This window comes from Acidimangrovimonas sediminis (assembly GCF_002871005.1).
Classification (GTDB): Bacteria; Pseudomonadota; Alphaproteobacteria; order Rhodobacterales; family Rhodobacteraceae; genus Acidimangrovimonas; species Acidimangrovimonas sediminis.
Window position 1 is genome coordinate 1 of record NZ_PHSN01000020.1, and the last position, 18672, is coordinate 18672.

An 18672-nucleotide genomic window follows, 5' to 3' on the forward strand; every position below is an offset into this window, starting at 1 on the left:
CGCGTGCACCCCTCTCTCGTAAGGCGCCGGACCGGCGCTTTGCCGCCCTCTCCCCCGTTGCGCGAGGCATCGCGATCGCCTACATCCGGGCCATGAGCCTCAAGACGATCCTGATCCATCCCGACCCGCGCCTGAAGAAGGTGACCGACCCCGTCGGCGCCATCACCCCCGAGGTGGGCAAGCTGGCCGAGGACATGCTTGAAACCATGTACGACGCGCCCGGCATCGGCCTGGCCGCGCCGCAGGTGGGTGTCATGTCGCGCCTGCTGGTCATGGATTGCGTCAAGGACCCGGAGGTCAGCCCGCGCCCGATGGTGCTGATCAACCCCCGGATCACCTGGTCGTCCGAGGATCGCAGCACCTACGAGGAAGGCTGTCTCTCGATCCCCGATCAATATGCCGAGGTCGAGCGCCCCGCCGAGGTGCGGGTGGAATGGACCGGCCTCGACGGCAAGACCCACGAAGAGGAGTTCGCGGGTCTCTGGGCGACCTGCGTCCAGCACGAGATCGACCACCTCGATGGAAAGTTGTTCATCGACTACCTCAAGCCGCTGAAGCGTCAGATGATCACCCGCAAGATGGTCAAGCTCAAGCGCGAGAAGGCCCGTTTGTGAGCCTTCTGCCCATCGTCACCTGGCCTGACCCGCGCCTGTCGCGCCGCTGCAACCCGGTGGCGACCGTGGATGACGGGATCCGCTCCCTCGCCGAGGACATGCTGGAAACCATGTACGACGCGCCGGGCCGGGGGCTTGCAGGGCCGCAGGTGGGGGCGATGTTCCGGCTTTTCGTGATGGACGCGACCTGGCGCGACGGCCGGCCCGCGCCCCGGATCGTGATCAACCCGGCAATCGTGGCCGGGTCGGACGAGACGGTGGCGATGGACGAAGTCTGCCTGTCGATCCCCGGCGTCACCGCGCGGGTTACCCGCCCCGCCCGGGTACGCATGCGCTGGACCGGGATCGACGGCGCGGCGCGAGACGAATGGTTCGACGGCCCCGCAGCGCGCATCGTGCAGCACGAGTTCGATCATCTCGACGGCATCGTCACCTTCCACCGCCTCGACCCCGAGGCCCGCGCCGCCGCCGAGGAAGGCTATTCCCCATGATCCGCCCCTTCGTTCCCTGGCCCGACAAGCGCCTGCGCACCGCCGCCGCCCCGGTGGAGGCCGTGACCGAAGAGATCCGCGCGATCTGGGCCGACATGGTGGAGACGATGGACGCGATGCCGGGCTACGGCCTTGCCGGGCCGCAGATCGGGGTGATGCAGGCGCTGGCCGTCGTCGATTGTTCCGAGAAGCGCGGGCAGGCGGTGAAGATGGCCAACCCACAGGTCCTGCATGCCTCCGTCCAGCTGCGCGAGCATGAGGAGGCAAGTCCGAACCTTCCCGGCGTCTCTGCTGTCGTCGAGCGGCCGCGCGCGGTGACGGTGCGGTTCCTCAACGAGGCTGGCGAGGTCGAGGAGCGCGATTTCGTGGGCCTCTGGGCGACCTCGGTGCAGCACCAGATCGACCACCTGCAGGGCAAGATGTATTTCGACCGGCTGTCCAAGCTGAAGCGCGAGCGGCTGGTGAAGCGCGCGGGCAAGATGGCCAAGGGCTGAGGAGGAGAGGCTGATGCGCATCGTCTTCATGGGGACGCCCGACTTCTCCGTCCCCGTGCTCGAATCGCTGGCCGAGCGGCACGAGGTGGTCTGCGTCTACTGCCAGCCGCCGCGCGCCGCGGGCCGCGGCAAGAAGGATCGCCCGACCCCGGTGCAGGCCAAGGCCGAAGCGCTGGGTCTGCCGGTGCGGCATCCCAAAAGCCTTCGCACGCCCGAGGCGCAGGCGGAATTCGCGGCGCTTGACGCCGATGTGGCGGTGGTCGTGGCCTATGGCCTGATCCTGCCGCAACCGGTGCTGGATGCCCCGCGCCACGGCTGCCTGAACATCCACGCCTCGCTTCTGCCGCGCTGGCGCGGGGCGGCGCCGATTCACCGGGCGATCATGGCGGGCGATACCGAAACCGGCGTGTGCATCATGCAGATGGAGGCGGGGCTGGATACCGGGCCCGTGCTGCTGCGGCGCGCCACCCCGATCGGGGCGGAGGAAACCACCGCCGACCTGCACGACCGGCTGTCCGCGATGGGCGCCGTGGCCATCGTCGAGGCGCTCGACCGGCTGGAGGGGCTGGTGCCCGAGGTGCAGCCGGAGGAGGGCGTGACCTACGCGTCCAAGATCGACAAGGCCGAGGCGCGGCTTGATTTCACGCGCCCCGCGGAAGAGGTCTGCCGCCTCGTGCGCGGTCTCTCGCCCTTTCCGGGCGCATGGTGCGAGGCCGCCGGAGAGCGGCTGAAGCTGTTGCGTTGCCGCGTGGTGGCGGGGGAAGGGGCGCCGGGCGAGGTGCTCTCGAACCTGACGATCGCCTGCGGCACCGGCGCGATCGAGGTGACGCAGGCGCAGCGCGAGGGCAAGCGCCCGATGCCCGCCGATGAGATTCTGCGCGGCTGGCACTTGCCCGAACGTCTTTCCTGACGCACCCCCCGTGTCCGCGGCGGCCGTTGTCCGTGGCCGGGCGCCCCGCCCCCGGTTCGATCCCCATTGGACGCGCGCGCGATCTGCGCTTAGCCTTGGCGGGAAGCGCGGGTTCCGTGCGCGGGTTGACCCGCGCCTTTCGTCAAAGGAGACAGCATGTTCCTGATCTATCTCGTGATCATCGGCGCGGCGGCGGGCTATGTCGCAACGCGGATGATGAACCTGCGCACCGGCCCCGTGCTGACCATCGTGATCGGCATCGTCGGCGCGGTGATAGGCGGATTGCTTCTGAAACTGTTCCTCGTGTTCCTCGGCCTTCTGGCCGCGCTGATCGGGGCGGTCATCGGGGCCGCCGTGCTGATCGGGATTTGGCAGGCGCTGGCCGGGCGCTGAGGCGGATAAGAAGAGGGGCGCCCCGAAGGACGCCCCCAAGTCGGTCAGAGCCGGTGTCCCGGCCTGACGGGGAATGCAAGTGAACGGCCGTCAGTTCTTGGCCTTGTCGACCATGCGGCCGGCCGAGATCCACGGCATCATGGCGCGAAGCTTTTCGCCCACGGCCTCGATCTGGTGCTCGTCGTTGCGGCGGCGGGTGGCCTTGAAGTAGGGCTGACCCACGGCGTTCTCGGCCATGAAGTTCGACACGAAGCGGCCCGACTGGATGTCTTCCAGAACCGCCTTCATCCGCGCCTTGGTCTCGTCGTAGGGCAGGATGCGCGGGCCCGAAACGTACTCGCCGTATTCGGCGGTGTTCGAGATCGAGTAGTTCATGTTCGCGATGCCGCCCTCGTAGATCAGGTCGACGATCAGCTTCACCTCATGCAGGCACTCGAAATAGGCCATCTCGGGCTCGTAGCCCGCTTCGACCAGCGTCTCGAAGCCCATGCGGATGAGCTCGACGAGGCCGCCGCAGAGAACCGCCTGCTCACCGAACAGGTCGGTTTCGCATTCCTGACGGAAGTTCGTCTCGATCACGCCCGAGCGGCCACCGCCGATGGCGGAGCAGTAGGACAGGCCGATCTCCATGGCCTTGCCCGAGGCGTCGTTGTGAACCGCCACGAGGCAGGGCACGCCGCCGCCCTTGACGTATTCGCCGCGCACGGTGTGGCCCGGACCCTTGGGGGCCATCATGATGACGTCGACGCCGGGCTTCGGTTCGATCAGGCCGAAGTGCACGTTCAGGCCGTGCGCAAACGCGATGGCCGAACCTTCCTTGAGGTTGTCGTGGACGTATTTCTTGTAGGTATCGGCCTGAAGCTCGTCGGGCATGGTGAACATGATCAGGTCGCACCAGGCCGCGGCCTCGGCGATGCCCATCACCTTGAGGCCCTCGGCCTCGGCCTTCGCTGCCGAGGGGGAGCCTTCGCGCAGCGCGATCACGAGGTTCTTGGCACCCGAATCGCGCAGGTTGAGCGCATGGGCGTGGCCCTGGCTGCCATAGCCGAGGATTGCAACCTTCTTGTCCTTGATCAGGTTGATGTCGCAATCACGATCGTAATAGACGCGCATCTTTTCCTCCTTGGTGTGCGTTGTGGGGCAGCATAGGGAAAAGCCTGTGATTGCCCGTGCAAAGTTCGATAATTTTGTTAAAAGTGCGCAAGGATCATTCTGAAATTATGTGAATGTCGGAAATATCATGCGTCTCGACGATACGGACCGTCGCATCCTGCGGCAATTGATGGCCGAACCCGACCTGTCGACCCCCGAGCTGGCGGCGCGCGCGGGGGTGACCGCGGCGACCTGCTGGCGGCGGCTTGAGAAGCTGCGCGAGCGCGGGGTGCTGAAGGGGCAGCAGGCGGTGATCGACTGGCGGGCGCTCGGATACGAGGTGGAGGTGTCCCTGCGGGTGACGCTGGACAAGACCCAGCCGCGCGCGTTTGAGGAGCTGATCGCGGGCGCCCGGCAGATCCCCGAGGTGATCGAGATCCAGACCTTCCTTGGCCAGGTCGATCTGCGCATCAACCTCGTGGCGCGCGACATGGCGCATTACCAGGAGGTGTACCGCGAGCGGATCCTCGCGCTGCCGCATATCGCGGATATCGAGGCGCTGATGCATGTCTCGATCATCAAGGCGAACGAGGGGTTGCCGCTGTGATCGCGCTCGACGATCTGGATCGCGCGTTCCTGCGGGCGCTGGTGGGGGATGCCACGCTGTCGGCGGGGGAGCTGGGCCGGCGCTTCGGCCTGTCGCAGCCCGCGGCGTGGCGGCGGCTGAAGCGGCTGACCGAGGCGGGGGCGATCCGTACCCGGCGGCTGGACCTGGATCGCGAGGCGCTCGGGTTCGGCGTGACCGTCTTCCTGGGGGTGAAGCTTGCCACCAAGGGGCGGGTCAGCCTCGAGGAATTCGAACGCGCGGTGACGGCGGTCCCCGAAGTGCAGGTGGTGCAGTATATCCTCGGGGCCTACGACTACCGCCTCCGGGTCGTGGCGCGGGACCTTGCCGATTTCGAGCGTGTACTGCGGCGCCGGATCATGACGCTACCGGGGATCGGGCAGGTGGATGCCAATGTCCTGCTGAGCGAGGAACGGCTGCCGGGTCCGCTTGGCTGACCCGCGGCCAGGCCGCGCGAAGGGCCTCCTGCGCCGTGCGCATCGTGAGGAAGGGCGCAGCGGCGCACGGGACAGGGCCCATGGCCCGGCGGATCCGGAGGCGTTGCGCCGGGGTCATTGCTCCCATCGCCATCTTCCCCGGCCAGAAGCTTTCGCAGGGCACCCCCTCGGCGAGGATCACGGCGTGCCGGGCCAGAACGATGTGGACATAGTCGATCCTTCCGGCTGCGCGCAGAGGCCCGATCCGGGGCAGACAGGTGAGGGCGCGCGCGGGAACGAGCGCGCCGATATCGTCGACCCAGACCCGGTGCTGGGGCGACAGCACGAGGTCGCGCGCCGGGCATCCGGGGCCGAGGGCGCCTGCGCGCAAGCGGACGGGCCGCCGCGCCGGGTTACCGCCCGCGTCGGCGCTGCTGTGAAGCACCAGGCGCACCGGCGCCGTGCCGCCGCCCGCCAGGCAGATCGCCTGACCGGGGCGCAGGTGACGCACCTCGGCCCAGCCGCCGGGAATGGCGATGCGGGTGCCGGCGGCAAAGCACGAGGGGGCCGAGTTGGCATAGGGGTAGAGGCCGGCCTGATTGTCGGCATGTCCGATGATGGTCAGCGCCTCGCCGGTGGGGGGCATCACGTCCTGGGCGACGAAACCCTGTATGTTGTAGGCGTCTTCGGCCATGGACACGAAAAGCAGCGTGTATTGCGTGCCGCTGCTGTCTTCGACCCTCAGGCTGTATTCCTGCTCGATCACCGTGCCGGCGGTATAATCCAGCCCGTTCAGGCTGATCCCCGTGGCAAGGACCTGCGCGGTGCCGGTGTCGTCGTCGAACGTGGCGTCGGTCGCGTCGGCGATGGTGATCGCCTGCGACAGCGCCCCGGGGGCGATCGTCACCGTGTCGGTGCCCAGCACGAACTGATAGCCCCCGTTGTTGGAGAAGCCGGCGGCGTCGCTCGTGGAAATATCCGACAGCGAGAAGATGTTGAGGGTTTGATCTGCCATGATCCCGGGGCCTGTTGAGAGCCGGCGGAGCTTAGGCCCGATGTCCCTAAGGCCGGGTTAAGCGCGGCGCCCACGGCACATTTCTGGGCCTCCGAGCGCCGCCGGGGGTGGTCGTGCAGCAGGTGGCGGGCTACACCTCGTGCAGGAACCAAATGGAGAGGCTCATGCCCGGCTTGCGTCCTGACGTCGACCCCGACGGTCTTCAGGAATTCTCGGTCGTCTTCACCGACCGCTCGCTCAACCACATGTCGGCGAAGTTCCAGCAGGTGATGCGCGACATCTCGGAAATGCTCAAGGAGGTCTACAACGCGGCCTCGGTGGCGCTGGTCCCGGGCGGCGGCAGTGCCGCGATGGAGGCGGTGGCCCGGCAATTCGCCTCGGGGCGCAACGCGCTGGTGGTGCGCAACGGCTGGTTCTCCTATCGCTGGACGCAGATCTTCGAGGCCGGCGGGTTTGCCGCCGAGACCACGGTGATGAAGGCCCGGCAGGACGGCAACGACACCAAGGCCCCCTTCGCCCCCGCGCCGATCGAGGAGGTGGTGGCGAAGATCCACGACGTGAAGCCCGACGTGGTTTTCGCGCCGCACGTGGAAACCGCCGCGGGCATCATCCTGACCGATGCCTACCTGTCCGCGCTGGCCGAGGCCGCGCATGACGTGGGCGCGCTGTTCGTTCTGGACTGTGTGGCCTCGGGTGCCGTCTGGGTCGACATGAAGGAGGTCGGCGTCGACGTGCTGATCTCGGCGCCGCAAAAGGGCTGGTCGGCCTCGCCCTCGGCGGGGCTTGTCATGCTGTCCGACCGGGCGCGGGCCCGGATCGAGACGACGGAGAGTACGTCTTTCGTGCTGGACCTCAAGAAGTGGCTGTCGATCATGGAGGCCTACGAGGGCGGCGGGCATGCCTATCATGCGACGCTGCCGACCGATGCGCTTCTGGGGTTCCGTGACGCCATGGCCGAGACGCGCGAGATCGGCTTTGCCAAGCTGAAGGATGCGCAATGGGCGCTGGGCAACGGCGTGCGGCGGATGCTGGCGGCGAAGGGGGTCACCTCGGTCGCGGCTGACGGGTTCGGCGCGCCGGGCGTGGTGGTCAGCTATACCGACGATCCGGACATCCAGAACGGCAAGAAATTCGCTGCGAAGGGCTTGCAGATAGCGGCCGGCGTGCCGCTGCAATGCGATGAGCCGGAGGGGTTCCGGACCTTCCGCCTCGGGCTTTTCGGTCTCGACAAGCTGACCGATGTCGAAGGCACGCTTGCGCGGCTGAAGAAGGCCGTCGATCAGGTGCTCTGACGTACTCGTCAGGCGCTTCGCTTCTCCTCGCGGGCCCGGCGTCACGGCCCGCGGGCGATTGCGCCGTCAGCTGACCCCCAGGCCTGCACGCATCAGCGTCCTGCGCACCGGTGCGACGGAATAAAGCGTGTTGAGCGCCCCGGCCCGCAGGTCGCGCAGGCCCTGTGCCCCGAGCATCGAGGCCCGGTTCAGCGCGTCGATCCCCGTCACCCGTGCCAGAACCTCGGCGTGGCGGCGGCGGTGGTAGGCCTCCAGCATCTTAGGCGTGCCAAGCTCGGCCGGCGCGGCTTCGGCGAGTTCGAGCAGCACGCGAAGATCGGCCAGGCTCATGTTCAGCCCCTGCGCCCCGATCGGGGGCACCACATGCGCCGCCTCGGCGATCAGGGCGGTGCGTTCGCCCGCCATCCGCGCCGCCAGCTGGGAAATGATCGGCCAGACCGTGCGGCGGCTGGCAAGCCTGAGCGGCCCGAACAGATGGCATGAGCGTTCCGACATCGCGGCCTCGAACGCGGGTTCGGGCAGGGCGGCGAGGCGAAGCGCCTCGGGCCCGCGTTCCATCCAGACGACGGCCGAGCAGGGCAGCCCGCCGCGATCGGGCAGCGGCACCAGGGTGAAGGGGCCGCCCGAGCGGTGGATCTCGGTCGAGACGCTTTCATGCGGGATCGGGTGCGTCACCGCGAAGGCAAGCGCCTTCTGGCCATAGCGCGTCGTACGAACCGGGATCTGCAACGCCTCGCGTACCGCCGAATTGCGCCCGTCCGCGCCGATCAGCAACCTGGCCGAGACGCGGCTGCCGTCCGACAACGTCACCAGTGCGGCGCTCTCGCGGGTCAGCACGGCCCGGGTCGCAGTGCCGGGCCGGAAATCGACATTCGGCATCTCTGCAAGCCGCGCCACCATCTCGCGCCGCAAAAGCCAGTTGGGAAGGTTCCAGCCAAAGGGCTGGTCCGAGATGTCGGAGGCGTCGAAATCCTTGACGATGCGCGGTTCCGGCTCGGCGCCGCCGGCATCGACGATGCGCATGATCTGCAGGGGGGCCGCGTGGGGCTCCAGCGCCTGCCACAGCCCCGCGGCCTGCAGCACGGGGATCGAGGGCTGGAGGAAGGCCGTGGTGCGCAGGTCCGCACCCTCGGCCGTCTCGTCGGTGACGGGCGGCGCGGGGTCGACGCAAATCACGGAATGACCCGCCGCGCCGAAGGCCGCCGCGGCCGTCAGCCCGGCGACACCGCCGCCGGACACCAGGATGTCAGTGCTGATGCGTTCCATCGCCGCCTTCCGTTCCGGGCTTCGTCTCAGCCAAGTCTTCTCTCGGGCCAAATCTATTCTCGAGCCAAGTCTAGCCCGGGAGGGCAGAGCGGGGAAAGCGGCGAAGCGTCACCCGTTGGTGATGGCGATCAGGGTGATCATCATCACGGGAACAAGGGCGAGCGCGGTCATCGACAGCGCGACCACGCCGAACATCATCGTCGCGATCGCCACGAGGCTTACCGCGCCGCCGATCGCGTACCAGATGTTCTCATGCCCCCTGTGCGCGATGTCGCTGGCGATCCATCCCAGGATCGGCAGGGCGAAGAAGGTGCGTTTGAGGGCCGCGGTCATCATGGATGGATCTCCTGTTCACGATCTCGCCGCCCGCTATAGCGGTCACGTTAAGATCACGGAAACGTCAGGAGGCGGGGCGCGACGGAATGCCGCGGCCCGGCCAAGCCTGTCCTCCGGAAGATGGCCGTGTCTTCAGGGATTTGCCGAGAGCGCCCCGAGAAAGCTGCGCAGGTCGTCGGTGTGATGATGGATGTGCGGCACGGGGACCGGAGCCGGGGCCACGAGAATCGTCTGCATCCCCATCGCATGCGGCGCGGCAAGGTTGCGCGGGTCGTCCTCGAACATCGCGCCGCGATCGGGGGCGATTTCCGCCCGGGCGAAGACCGTCTCGAAGGCGTCCCGCTCGGGCTTGGGGCGGAACCCGGCATGTTCCACCCCGAAGACGGCGTCGAACAGGTTGCCGAGGCCGCGCGCCTCCAGCACCCGTTCGGCATAGGGGGCGGAGCCGTTGGTGTAGACGATGCGGGTGCCGGGCAGGGCGCGGATATGCGCCGCCAGCAGGTCGTCGCGCTCCAGATGGTCGAGAGAGATGTCGTGCACTTCCGTCAGGTAGGGGCCCGGGTCGACCCCGTGTTCCTGCATCAGCCCGGCCAGCGTGGTGCCGTAGGTCGCCCAGTAATGCTTGCGAAGGCGGTCCGCCTCGGCCCGGTCGACGCGCAGCGTGTTCATTACCCAGGCGGTCATCTTCACCTCGATCTGGTCGAAGAGGCGGGCCTCGGGCGGGTAGAGCGTGTTGTCGAGGTCGAAGACCCAGGCGCGGACATGGGCAAACTGTGCGGCGTGCGAGCCGAGAGGGGGCGGTGGCGCTGTCATGGCCGCGAAACTAGGCGCGCGGAGGGGCATGGGCAAGGGGCGGCCAGAGGTCGCAGGCGGCGGGCGGGGCGCGGGGAGGGCGGGGCCTTGGTGCCTGGCAGAAGGCTTCCCGTGTGCGGGGAGGGCGGTCTGCCGCCCGGCCACGTCCTTTCGCGCGCCCACCCGGGTGGGCCTGAAGGCGGGGCAGGCTTGAAGGCGGGGCGGGGCAGGTCTAGGCTTTCGGGATCGCCCGGCCAGGGGCGGGAGGACGAAGAGATGCAGGACCTCAAGCCCGTCCAGAAGGACGCCTATTCGCTGATCCTCGAAGCGATCGACTCGGGGCTGTACCGGCCCGGAGACCGGCTGGTGGAATCCGAGCTGGCCGAACGCTTCGGCGTGTCGCGGACCCCGATCCGCGAGGCGTTGCAGCGGCTCGAGACCCAGTCGATGCTGACCCGCGACGGACGCAGCCTGATCGTGGCCTCGCTGGACCACAACCAGCTGGCCGAGCTTTACGCAGTCAGGACCGAGCTCGAGTCGCTCGCCGCCCGGCTGGCCGCGCGCCATGCCAGCGACGAGGAGATCCGCGTGCTGAAGGACATGGCCGCGGCGGACCGGCGGCTGATGGGGGATGCGCAGGCGCTCAGCCGGGCGAACCGGCGCTTTCACAAGCAGATCCACCTGGCCTCGCACAACCGGTTCCTGGTGCAGCAACTCGACCTGGTGCATCGGTCGATGGCGCTGCTTGCCACCACCTCCTTCTCGGCCGAAGGGCGCGAGGAGGTCGCGCTGGACGAGCATGACGCGGTGGTCGCGGCGATCGCCGCGCGTGACGAGGACGAGGCAGCGCGGCATCTGCGTCACCATATCTCGAAGGCGTTCGAGACGCGGCTGAAGCTGGACGCCGGGGAATTGCCGGTACGCAACCGCTAGGGCCGGTTCAGGCCTTGGGCAGGCGACGCGGGGGGCGCGCCTGTTCCGGTGTGGCGGCGGCTGGGCGGGGCGGAAGCCGTCGGGGGCGCGCTGCGGGGGGCGGACCGGGTATCGTCGTAGAGGCCGTGTTTCGTCTTGTCCCAGAAGAAGGGGCGTGCGGCGAGTTCCCAGATCGCCTTGTAGGCGGCCAGCGCGGCGAGGGGGAAGTAGAAGGTCAGCGTCGGGACCCATGGCATCAGGAACCTGTGCCGCTTTCCCGCGACGGCGATCAGCCCGAGGGCGAGGTTGACCGCTTCGGTGCCAAGGAACACCGTGGCCAGGGCGAAGCCGGTCCAGGCCGGGAAAGCGTCGAGCGGGTGCCAGAGGCCGAGGAACAGAAGCCAGTATGTCCAGAGGAGCGGCGCCAGAAGCTGCTGCGACAGCGTTCCCGCGAACAGCACCTGAAAGCCCAGGAAGCGGCGCCACCCCATCTGCCGCAGGGTCTTGCGGGGGCTGCGCATGTGCACCGCCCATGTCATCATGTACCCCTTGATCCAGCGCGAGCGCTGGCGGATCCACGGCACGACCCGGCAGTTGGCCTCTTCGAGGGTTTCGGTGTCGATCACCTCCGTCCGGTAGCCGTGGCGGGCTAGCCGGATGCCAAGGTCGGCGTCCTCGGTCACGTTGTGGGCGTCCCAGCCGCCGAGCGCCTCGAGCGCGGGGCGGCGGAAGAAAAGCGTGGTGCCGCCCAGCGGGATCGGCAGGCCCAGCCGTTGCAGCCCCGGCAGGACGAGGCGGAACCAGACCGCGTATTCCACGGTGAAGCAGCGCGACATCCAGTTGGTCCGCGGGTTGTAGTAGTCGAGCCGCCCTTGCAGGCAGGCGACCTCCGATCCGCGGTCGTGGAACTGGCGCACCACCTTCTGGATCTGGTCGCGGTCCGGGGCGTCCTCGGCATCCCAGACCCCGACGATCGATCCGCGGCAGAGATCGAGCGCGAAATTCAGCGCGCGCGGTTTGGTCTTCAGCGTGCCTTCCGGGGCGACGGCCACGCGCATCCACCGCGGCAGGCGGTGACCGGCCAGCGCGATGCGGGTGGCGGTATCCTCCTCCTCCACCACGAGGATGATATCCAGAAGCTCGCGGGGATAATCGACCTGCCCCAGCCGCCGGATCAGGTGGGGGGCGATGTCGGGCTCGTCGAACAGCGGGACGAGGACCGAGACGCACGGCAGGCGGGCGATCTGCGGCATCGGTGCGAGGGGGGGCTGCGCCGCTGCCCGGTCGCCCCGGGTCAGCATGGCGATTGCGGCGGCGGCCTTGAGGCCCATCAGCGCGACCATGGTCAGCGCGGCTCAGATCGTCATCGCTGCCAGGACGATTTCGGGGAAGCTCAGCATCAGGGGCACCCCCGCCGCGGCGGCGGCGAGGCGCAGGCCGATGCGGCGAGTGCGCCTGGGGCGACAGCTTTCCGCGGGGGCGACGCGGGTTTCGGCGCGCCGGGCGAGCGCGGGCGCGCGCAATGCCATGACCGCCTCGGTCAGTGCGGATTCGGCGGCGACGGCCATCGCCACGGGGCCGAAGAGGGCGGTCAGCTCCGCGCGGTGGCGTTCGAACAATTCGGGGCGTGCGGTCGCGATCACCACCACCCCGCCCGCCCGGCGCCATGGCGCCAGCCCCTCGGCCATGCACCTGTGGGCGCCGAGGCTGTCGATCAGCCGGGGGTCGGGCGGCGTGATGCGCAGATCGACGACCTGGGTTCCGAAAAGCTCCGCCTGTGCGTCGAGCAGCACCGCCTCGTCGACGAGGTCGCGGGCGGAGAGGATATCGGCAAGGCGGGTGTCCTGCCGCGCGGCCAGCGCGAGGACCTCGGCCGCCGCGGCGGGCTGCAGGGCGCCACGGGCGACGAGCAGGTCAAGAAGGCCCCGCGGTCCCTGCCGCGGGGGCCTTGCCAGCGGCATGTGCGCCCCGGCAGCCTGTCTCAACTTGGGATCCATCGTGCACCCTTCCGGCCATGGGGCCAGCATGGGTGTCCTTGCTTAAGGATCGGTTAACAGCACCCCGCAAGCGGCGGGGCGCCGAATGTCAGCCGGCGCGGCGGGCGCGCATTGCCTCGGCGAAACGATCGAACAGGTAATAGCTGTCCTGCGGGCCGGGGCTCGCCTCGGGGTGATATTGCACGCTGAACACGGGCTTGTCGGCCATGCGGATGCCGCAGTTCGATCCGTCGAACAGGCTGACATGGGTTTCCATCACGCCCTCGGGCAGGGTCTGGCTGTCCACGGTGAAGCCGTGGTTCATCGAGGTGATCTCGACCTTGCCGGTCTCCTGGTCCTTCACGGGATGGTTCGCGCCGTGGTGGCCGTGGTTCATCTTGACCGTGCGGGCACCAAGCGCCAGCGCCAGCATCTGGTGGCCGAGACAGATACCGAAGACCGGGATGTCAGCCGCCAGCACGCCCTTGATCGCGGGCACAGCATATTCGCCGGTCGCTGCCGGGTCGCCCGGGCCGTTCGAGAGGAACACCCCCTCGGGGTTCAGCGCCAGCACGTCCTCGGCGGTGGCTGTGGCGGGCAGGACGGTGACGTCGCAGCCGGCCGAGGCGAGGCAGCGCAGGATGTTGCGTTTCGCGCCGTAGTCGATGGCGACCACCTTCAGCCCCTCGCCCTCGCGCTTCTTGTAGCCGTCCGGCCAAGCCCACCGCATCTCGTCCCAGCGGTAGCTTTGGGCGCAGGTCACGTCCTTGGCCAGATCTAGGCCCACGAGGCCCTTCCAGCCGCGGGCCTTGGCCACAAGCGCCTCGAGGTCGAAATTGCCGTCGGGATCGTGGGCGAGGGCGACATGCGGCGCGCCCTGCTGGCGGATCGCGCGGGTCAGGCGCCGGGTGTCGATGCCGCCGATGCCGATCCGGCCCTTGCGGCGCAGCCAGTCGACGAGGTCGCCCGCGGCGCGCCAGTTCGACGGCTCGGTCGGGTCCCACTTCACCACCATGCCGTCGGCGACCGGGTTCGCGGTCTCGTCGTCTTCTTCGTTGACGCCGGTGTTGCCGATGTGAGGGAAGGTGAAGGTCACCACCTGTCCGGCGTAGGAGGGATCGGTCATGATCTCCTGATACCCGGTCATCGCGGTGTTGAAACAAAGTTCGGCAACCGTCACGCCGGTCGCGCCGAACCCCTTGCCGTAGAAGATCGTGCCGTCTGCCAGGGCGAGGCAGGCGGTCGGATGCGGTGCGGATTGCGGCTGGCTGGCGGGCATTGGGCGACTCCCGGGCTTAAATCCGGGGCAAACTAAGGGGAGGCGCTGGCAGGGTCAAGGTCCAGCGGTTAAATGAAATCCCGTTTGTTTTCAATGGGTTTGTCGCGAAGGTATAGGTTGTGTCGAGCGCCGCGGCGCTTTATCTTTGCGGCTTGCCCCCAAACGGGGCCGTCAGACCCGAGGACAAGTCTTCCCGATGAGCCTGCAAGACCGGATTTCCACGGCGCTCAAGAGCGCGATGAAGAACAAGGAGGCCGAGCGCCTCTCGACCCTGCGGCTGATCAATGCCGCGATCAAGGACAAGGACATCGCGCTGCGCGGCGAGGGTGCCGACCACGGGGTCGGCGATGCCGAGATCCTGGCGATCCTGGGCCGCATGGTGAAGCAGCGGCAGGAAAGCGCGCGCGCCTATGAGGAGGGCGGTCGGCTGGAACTGGCCGAGAAGGAGCGCGCCGAGATCGAGGTTATCGAGGGGTTCCTGCCGCGCCAGCTGTCCGAGACGGAGGCCTCTGCCGCGATCGACGCGGCGATCGCCGAGACCGGGGCGGAATCGATCCGCGACATGGGCAAGGTGATGGGTGCGCTGAAGGCCAAGTATACCGGCCAGATGGATTTCGCGACCGTCGGCCCGGCGGTCAAGGACCGGCTGGGCTGATCCATCGGCAGGGCGCGGCCCGCAGGCCGGCGCCCCAGCCGCGGTGATGCGGCGCCGGTCCGTCCGGCGGTTTGATGCCTCACGCTCATGTTGCGGTTTGTTTCAGCGGCCGTGTGTGCTAGCTTCCCGGTGGGGAGAAGACTCGGCCGGTGGTCCTTCGGGAGTGTCCGGCCACAAGGGGGGCAGGGACGCGACAGCGAGGGAGGAGACCCGCGATGCGGCACCTGTTTACGATGCTTGCTGCCGGGGCGGCGCTGGCTGCTCCCGCGGCCCGGGCCGAGGATCCCGGACAGGCGATCCGGACCGTCATCAGCGACCAGATCGCCGCCTTCCGCACGCAGGATTACGCCCGCGCGTTCGGCTATGCCTCACCCAACATCCAGGCCGCCTTCGGCAGCCCGACACGGTTCGGCGAAATGGTCGCCCATGGCTATTCCAGCGTGCTCGACCCCGCGGAAACGCGCTTTCTCGGCCATCATGCAGAGGGCGGGCACGAGGTGCAGCGGCTCATGGTGCGCGGGGCTGACGGGCGTGTCGTCCTGTGGGATTACCACATGGTCGAGGTCGACGGCCGCTGGCGCATCGACGCAGTGACGCCCGTTCAGGCGCAGGGTGTGGGCGTCTGACGCCGGGGGCGGCGAGGGATCAGCCTTCCTTGCGCCATAGCGACCACCACGCGCCCCAGCGCGCGGCCAGCGCGGTGCCATCCTCGGACAGGAGCTTGTCGGCGTCGGGAATGGCGATATCGCGAAGCTCGCCGTAGCGGGCATGCGCAAGGGCGAGGGCCTGTGCGCGTTCGCGGTCGGGCAGGTCCAGCGACTCGACATGGGCCGCGAAGACCGCGAGGTCGTTCATCTGGCCCAGTGTCTCGCCCAGCGGGTCGACGACCGCGCGGTGGGCGGTCATCATCGCGGGCCACACCGGTTCGAGCAGGCGCGCCTGATAGCCATGCGCCTTGATCCGCTTGCGGGTCTCGTGCATCGCGTGGGCATCGCCCGAGGCGCGTGCGGCGTGCCAGTCACGGCGGGCGCGGTCGAAGGTGGCGGCCACCCCGGCCTGCAGCACCAGCCGGCCCTTGCCCGACAGTTTCCATCGTGCCACGCGATCTTCGAGATCCCGGAGCGCCGCGCGATAGGCAGCAAGCCCGGTGTCGAGCACGCCGGGGCCGTGGGCATCCGCATGGGCGCGGTCGAGGGCCGCGCGCAGCGTTGGCAGGGCGTCACCGGGGGCGAGCGCCTCGAGGGTCTGGCGCATCACCTCGCTGTCGCGCGGCGCCGAGATGCCGCGGGCGGCATCGCGCAGCACCTTGTCCTCCTCGTCGGCGGTCGCAAGCCCCGGACGCACCAGCCGGATCAGCCCGCGCAGCTTCTTCACCGTGGTGCGCAGCTTGTGGATATCCTCGGCCGAGAGGGGGCGCCCCTCGTCGATCAGGGCCAGCGCGGGGCGGATCAACCCCGTCGCGATGCGCCGTGTTCCGCGTGCCAGTTTACCGTCGTCGCGGTCGAAAGCGTAGGCCATGGCGTCCCCCACCCAAGTGACCGTTTCTGCTTTGCCGACAAGTGTAACGCAATCATGACGCGGACGCAGGGTTAACGACACGTTAGTCGGCGATTGTTAGCCATTTTTGCGCCAGACGGTCGGGCTGGCATCTCATGGACAGAGCGGCGTCATGCGCGGTGGGGGCGGATCCCGTGCCCCGCCCCGGCCCCGCCTTGCCCTCCGCGCCCCGGCCCCGCCTGCAGAAGACCAAACATGGGGTAAGCTGAATGGATATCACGATCACCGATGGGCTGGCGCTGATGCCGCCGGCCTTCGCCGCGGGGCTGAACCTCTGGTCCCGGACCGACGGAACCCCGGGCACGCCGACCTGGGACGGCCAGGCCAATGCGGCGCTGGTAGCGGCCGATGCCGATTTCGGCGGCTGCGTCGAGATGGTGAAGACCGAGACGACCCAGCGCATGCGCTACATGGGTAACACGCCCCTGGTGCCGGGCCTTTACCTGCGGGTCACCGTGCGGATCAAGGCGGTGGCGGGCAACCTGCCCTCGGTCCGCATCGCGGCCTGGGCCGGGGATGCCGGCGGCAAGAACGTGGTCGCGGCCGACCAGATCGGGCCCTCGGTCGCGCTGACCTCCTATGGCGAGGTCGTCGAGGTCAGCGCGATCATCGGGGCGGGGAACCGCGAGGGTGTCGACATGGTCTGGGGGTCGAAGCCGGTCTTCGGCCATTTCGGGTTCGACCTGACCGGATCGAACGGCGGCACCCTCCGGATCGACGACATCCGGATCGAGGACGCCACCGACGTCTTCGCCCGCAAGCTGATGGATTGGGTCGACGTGCGCGACTATGGCGCCGTGGGGGACGGGACGACCGACGACACTGCGGCCTTCGAGGCCGCGGATTCCGATGCCGACGGCCGGTCGGTGCTGGTTTCCTCGGGGAACTACTATCTTGGCGGCAACGTGACCTTCGAAAGCCCGGTCCGGTTCGAGGGCACGGTGACGATGCCCGACAGTGCCAACCTCGCGCTGACCCGCAACTACGATCTGGCCACCTACGAGGCCGCTTTCGGGGATGAGCTGACGGGGTTCAGGAAGGCGCTGCAGGCGCTGTTCTCGTTCACCGACCACGCCACGCTCGACCTGTCGGGGCGGCGGATTGCGATCGACGCGCCGCTTGACGTGGCGGCGATTGCGGGGCTGAGCGGCCAGGCCTTCCAGATCCGCCGCGTGCTGCGCAACGGCAGCTTCGACGTGCAGGATTCGGCCGCCTGGGACACCCGGGTGGTGACCTCGCAGGCCACCTATGCCACCTCGAACCCGCAGAAGCTGACGGGCGTCGCGAATGTCTCGCAGATCGAGGTGGGCAGCCTCGTGCAGGGCAGCGGCGTGGGGCGCGAGATCTACGTCACCGCCCGCAACGTCGGTGCCGGCACGGTGACGCTGAGCCAGCCGCTTTACGGCGGGGGCGGCGTGCGGACCTACACCTTCAGCCGGTTTCGCTACGTCCTCGACCTGATCAACTTCGCCGCGCTGTCGAAGTTCGAGCTGCACGATATCGAGTTCAACCTGAACGGCTATGCCAGCGCGATCATGATGGCGCCGGACGGGATCATCTTCCAGGTCGGCAACTGCTTCTTCAACAAGCCGAAGGACCGCTGCCTCACCTCGATCGGCGAGGGTGACCAGGGCATGATGATCGACAATTGCCAGTTCCTGTCGAACGAGCAGGCGACCCCGGCGCAGGACCGGACCTCGGGCGTGCTGAACACCAACGCGAACGACATCAAGCTGCGGCAGAACAGGGTGGTCCGCTTCGGCTTCTTCGCGGTGATCGGCGGCAACGGCAGCCTGATCCTGGGCAACCACTTCTTCCACGGCGACAACGAGCAGGACGGCGTGCGCCGGGCCGGGATCGTGCTGACGGCGTCGAACTGCAAGACAACGATCAACGGCAATTACATCGACGATTGCTCGATCGAGTGGACCAACGAATACGATGTCGATCCCAACTTCACCTCGGGCTATTCCTTCGGCGGACTGACGGTGGAAGGCAACATCTTCACCGTCATCAACGTCAACCCGGCGTTCCGGTTCATGGTGATCAAGCCCTACGGGGCCGATCATTACCTGCAGGGCTTTTCCATGCAGGGCAACGTGTTCAAGCCGCTGAACGGGGCGATCGACCGGGTCGAGATGGTCGACACCACCTTTGCCGATCTGAACTATGGCCGGTTCCGCAACATCATCGTGCAGGGCAACAGCTTCAATTCGGTGAACCAGCTGACCATGAGCCCGGTGACCCTGGAGTTCAGCCAGAACAGCGCGGCGTCGGTCTGGACGGTCGGCACGCAGGGCTACATGCCCTTCGGCGGGCGGGCGCGCAACGTGGTCGGGCTGGTCGCCGAGAGCGCGATCAAGGACGCAGGCGGCAACCGCCTCACCGAGTGGCCCTATGTCAAAATCGAGCAGGGTGCGGACAAGCAGGACGTCACCGTGAACTGGTCGCAGGCGGCGCAGGGCAAGGTGCAGATCACGATCCGGGTCGATACGCCAAGCTGACGGCGGTCGGGCGGTGTTGCGGTTCGCCGGTGTGGGGCCGCCGGCGGAGTGCG

The 18672-nt window shown here is 68.3% G+C and carries 21 protein-coding genes; 12 read left to right on the forward strand and 9 right to left on the reverse strand.

Annotation, left to right across the window (positions count from 1 at the left end):
- The first annotated feature begins 92 nt into the window (after positions 1 to 92).
- From def (CVV76_RS17585) to CVV76_RS17605, 5 genes are all read left to right on the forward strand, one after another.
- On the forward strand, positions 93 to 614 hold the full coding sequence (gene def, locus CVV76_RS17585) for a peptide deformylase (protein WP_102226105.1): 522 nt from the start codon (positions 93 to 95) through the stop codon (positions 612 to 614).
- A complete protein-coding gene (gene def, locus CVV76_RS17590; RefSeq protein WP_102225997.1) occupies positions 611 to 1105 on the forward strand; it encodes a peptide deformylase in 495 nt (164 codons plus the stop codon). Before def (CVV76_RS17585) ends, def (CVV76_RS17590) begins: the two co-directional genes overlap by 4 nt.
- Positions 1102 to 1599 (forward strand): peptide deformylase, encoded by a 498-nt coding sequence (gene def, locus CVV76_RS17595; RefSeq protein ID WP_102225998.1) that lies wholly within the window; start codon positions 1102 to 1104, stop codon positions 1597 to 1599. The genes def (CVV76_RS17590) and def (CVV76_RS17595) overlap by 4 nt, the downstream gene beginning before the upstream one ends.
- Positions 1600 to 1612: 13 nt before the next feature.
- Complete coding sequence (gene fmt / locus CVV76_RS17600) at positions 1613 to 2509, forward strand: methionyl-tRNA formyltransferase (RefSeq protein WP_102225999.1); 897 nt, start codon at positions 1613 to 1615, stop codon at positions 2507 to 2509.
- Positions 2510 to 2665: 156 nt separating this feature from the next.
- Positions 2666 to 2902, forward strand: coding sequence for a GlsB/YeaQ/YmgE family stress response membrane protein (locus CVV76_RS17605; RefSeq protein WP_102226000.1), 237 nt, complete (start codon positions 2666 to 2668; stop codon positions 2900 to 2902).
- A gap of 90 nt (positions 2903 to 2992) precedes the next feature.
- On the opposite strand, the gene ilvC is transcribed toward CVV76_RS17605, so the two are convergent.
- Complete coding sequence (ilvC, locus tag CVV76_RS17610; RefSeq protein ID WP_102226001.1) at positions 2993 to 4015, reverse strand: ketol-acid reductoisomerase; 1023 nt, start codon at positions 4013 to 4015, stop codon at positions 2993 to 2995.
- A gap of 127 nt (positions 4016 to 4142) precedes the next feature.
- Between ilvC and CVV76_RS17615 the strand changes: the two genes are divergently transcribed.
- Together CVV76_RS17615 and CVV76_RS17620 are read left to right on the forward strand one after the other, a co-directional pair.
- Positions 4143 to 4601: an Lrp/AsnC family transcriptional regulator gene (locus CVV76_RS17615; RefSeq protein ID WP_102226002.1), complete on the forward strand. Its 459-nt coding sequence runs from the start codon at positions 4143 to 4145 to the stop codon at positions 4599 to 4601.
- The gene (locus CVV76_RS17620) at positions 4598 to 5056 is read left to right on the forward strand and encodes an Lrp/AsnC family transcriptional regulator (protein WP_102226003.1); all 459 of its coding nucleotides are present in this window, start codon (positions 4598 to 4600) and stop codon (positions 5054 to 5056) included. Before CVV76_RS17615 ends, CVV76_RS17620 begins: the two co-directional genes overlap by 4 nt.
- Here the strand turns inward: CVV76_RS17620 and CVV76_RS17625 are convergent.
- Positions 4977 to 6050 (reverse strand): Hint domain-containing protein, encoded by a 1074-nt coding sequence (locus CVV76_RS17625; RefSeq protein ID WP_102226004.1) that lies wholly within the window; start codon positions 6048 to 6050, stop codon positions 4977 to 4979. The two genes, CVV76_RS17620 and CVV76_RS17625, sit on opposite strands and share 80 nt — an antisense overlap.
- Before the next feature lie 164 nt (positions 6051 to 6214).
- On the opposite strand from CVV76_RS17625, the gene CVV76_RS17630 reads away from it, so the two are divergent.
- On the forward strand, positions 6215 to 7342 hold the full coding sequence (locus tag CVV76_RS17630) for an aminotransferase class V-fold PLP-dependent enzyme (RefSeq protein ID WP_102226106.1): 1128 nt from the start codon (positions 6215 to 6217) through the stop codon (positions 7340 to 7342).
- Positions 7343 to 7408: 66 nt separating this feature from the next.
- Here the strand turns inward: CVV76_RS17630 and CVV76_RS17635 are convergent, their stop codons facing one another.
- The 3 genes from CVV76_RS17635 to CVV76_RS17645 all read right to left on the reverse strand — a co-directional run bounded on the left by CVV76_RS17635 (position 7409) and on the right by CVV76_RS17645 (position 9757).
- A complete protein-coding gene (locus tag CVV76_RS17635; RefSeq protein ID WP_102226005.1) occupies positions 7409 to 8608 on the reverse strand; it encodes a UbiH/UbiF family hydroxylase in 1200 nt (399 codons plus the stop codon).
- Between the two features lie 108 nt (positions 8609 to 8716).
- On the reverse strand, positions 8717 to 8944 hold the full coding sequence (locus tag CVV76_RS17640) for a hypothetical protein (RefSeq protein WP_102226006.1): 228 nt from the start codon (positions 8942 to 8944) through the stop codon (positions 8717 to 8719).
- Positions 8945 to 9076: 132 nt separating this feature from the next.
- Positions 9077 to 9757 carry a pyrimidine 5'-nucleotidase gene (locus CVV76_RS17645; protein ID WP_102226007.1) on the reverse strand — a complete coding sequence of 227 codons (681 nt, stop codon included), beginning with the start codon at positions 9755 to 9757 and terminating at the stop codon, positions 9077 to 9079.
- A gap of 255 nt (positions 9758 to 10012) precedes the next feature.
- Between CVV76_RS17645 and CVV76_RS17650 the strand changes: the two genes are divergently transcribed.
- Positions 10013 to 10669, forward strand: coding sequence for a GntR family transcriptional regulator (locus CVV76_RS17650; protein WP_102226008.1), 657 nt, complete (start codon positions 10013 to 10015; stop codon positions 10667 to 10669).
- Here CVV76_RS17650 and CVV76_RS17655 read toward each other — a convergent pair.
- The 3 genes from CVV76_RS17655 to carA form a co-directional block, all read right to left on the reverse strand.
- Complete coding sequence (locus tag CVV76_RS17655; RefSeq protein WP_199178642.1) at positions 10666 to 11991, reverse strand: glycosyltransferase family 2 protein; 1326 nt, start codon at positions 11989 to 11991, stop codon at positions 10666 to 10668. The genes CVV76_RS17650 and CVV76_RS17655 overlap by 4 nt on opposite strands.
- A gap of 12 nt (positions 11992 to 12003) precedes the next feature.
- A complete protein-coding gene (locus CVV76_RS25220) occupies positions 12004 to 12645 on the reverse strand; it encodes a GspE/PulE/PilB domain-containing protein (protein ID WP_199178643.1) in 642 nt (213 codons plus the stop codon).
- 88 nt (positions 12646 to 12733) lie between these two features.
- The gene (gene carA, locus CVV76_RS17660; protein WP_102226009.1) at positions 12734 to 13903 is read right to left on the reverse strand and encodes a glutamine-hydrolyzing carbamoyl-phosphate synthase small subunit; all 1170 of its coding nucleotides are present in this window, start codon (positions 13901 to 13903) and stop codon (positions 12734 to 12736) included.
- Positions 13904 to 14099: 196 nt separating this feature from the next.
- Between carA and CVV76_RS17665 the strand changes: the two genes are divergently transcribed.
- Both CVV76_RS17665 and CVV76_RS17670 read left to right on the forward strand, forming a co-directional pair.
- Positions 14100 to 14558, forward strand: coding sequence for a GatB/YqeY domain-containing protein (locus tag CVV76_RS17665; RefSeq protein ID WP_102226010.1), 459 nt, complete (start codon positions 14100 to 14102; stop codon positions 14556 to 14558).
- A 215-nt stretch (positions 14559 to 14773) separates the two neighbouring features.
- A complete protein-coding gene (locus tag CVV76_RS17670) occupies positions 14774 to 15184 on the forward strand; it encodes a DUF4864 domain-containing protein (RefSeq protein WP_102226011.1) in 411 nt (136 codons plus the stop codon).
- A gap of 19 nt (positions 15185 to 15203) precedes the next feature.
- On the opposite strand, the gene CVV76_RS17675 is transcribed toward CVV76_RS17670, so the two are convergent.
- On the reverse strand, positions 15204 to 16076 hold the full coding sequence (locus CVV76_RS17675) for a CHAD domain-containing protein (protein WP_102226012.1): 873 nt from the start codon (positions 16074 to 16076) through the stop codon (positions 15204 to 15206).
- Positions 16077 to 16324: 248 nt separating this feature from the next.
- On the opposite strand from CVV76_RS17675, the gene CVV76_RS17680 reads away from it, so the two are divergent.
- On the forward strand, positions 16325 to 18619 hold the full coding sequence (locus CVV76_RS17680) for a glycosyl hydrolase family 28-related protein (protein ID WP_102226013.1): 2295 nt from the start codon (positions 16325 to 16327) through the stop codon (positions 18617 to 18619).
- Positions 18620 to 18672 lie beyond the last annotated feature (53 nt).

Bases quoted from the DNA above. Each gene is read 5' to 3' on its own strand.
- def (WP_102226105.1), top strand. From the start codon at position 93: ATGAGCCTCAAGACGATCCTGATCCATCCCGACCCGCGCCTGAAGAAG.
- def (WP_102225998.1), top strand. From the start codon at position 1,102: ATGATCCGCCCCTTCGTTCCCTGGCCCGACAAGCGCCTGCGCACCGCC.
- fmt (WP_102225999.1), top strand. From the start codon at position 1,613: ATGCGCATCGTCTTCATGGGGACGCCCGACTTCTCCGTCCCCGTGCTC.
- CVV76_RS17605 (WP_102226000.1), top strand. From the start codon at position 2,666: ATGTTCCTGATCTATCTCGTGATCATCGGCGCGGCGGCGGGCTATGTC.
- ilvC (WP_102226001.1), bottom strand. From the start codon at position 4,015: ATGCGCGTCTATTACGATCGTGATTGCGACATCAACCTGATCAAGGAC.
- CVV76_RS17615 (WP_102226002.1), top strand. From the start codon at position 4,143: ATGCGTCTCGACGATACGGACCGTCGCATCCTGCGGCAATTGATGGCC.
- CVV76_RS17625 (WP_102226004.1), bottom strand. From the start codon at position 6,050: ATGGCAGATCAAACCCTCAACATCTTCTCGCTGTCGGATATTTCCACG.
- CVV76_RS17630 (WP_102226106.1), top strand. From the start codon at position 6,215: ATGCCCGGCTTGCGTCCTGACGTCGACCCCGACGGTCTTCAGGAATTC.
- CVV76_RS17635 (WP_102226005.1), bottom strand. From the start codon at position 8,608: ATGGAACGCATCAGCACTGACATCCTGGTGTCCGGCGGCGGTGTCGCC.
- CVV76_RS17640 (WP_102226006.1), bottom strand. From the start codon at position 8,944: ATGATGACCGCGGCCCTCAAACGCACCTTCTTCGCCCTGCCGATCCTG.
- CVV76_RS17645 (WP_102226007.1), bottom strand. From the start codon at position 9,757: ATGACAGCGCCACCGCCCCCTCTCGGCTCGCACGCCGCACAGTTTGCC.
- CVV76_RS17650 (WP_102226008.1), top strand. From the start codon at position 10,013: ATGCAGGACCTCAAGCCCGTCCAGAAGGACGCCTATTCGCTGATCCTC.
- CVV76_RS17655 (WP_199178642.1), bottom strand. From the start codon at position 11,991: ATGGTCGCGCTGATGGGCCTCAAGGCCGCCGCCGCAATCGCCATGCTG.
- CVV76_RS25220 (WP_199178643.1), bottom strand. From the start codon at position 12,645: ATGGATCCCAAGTTGAGACAGGCTGCCGGGGCGCACATGCCGCTGGCA.
- carA (WP_102226009.1), bottom strand. From the start codon at position 13,903: ATGCCCGCCAGCCAGCCGCAATCCGCACCGCATCCGACCGCCTGCCTC.
- CVV76_RS17665 (WP_102226010.1), top strand. From the start codon at position 14,100: ATGAGCCTGCAAGACCGGATTTCCACGGCGCTCAAGAGCGCGATGAAG.
- CVV76_RS17670 (WP_102226011.1), top strand. From the start codon at position 14,774: ATGCGGCACCTGTTTACGATGCTTGCTGCCGGGGCGGCGCTGGCTGCT.
- CVV76_RS17675 (WP_102226012.1), bottom strand. From the start codon at position 16,076: ATGGCCTACGCTTTCGACCGCGACGACGGTAAACTGGCACGCGGAACA.
- CVV76_RS17680 (WP_102226013.1), top strand. From the start codon at position 16,325: ATGGATATCACGATCACCGATGGGCTGGCGCTGATGCCGCCGGCCTTC.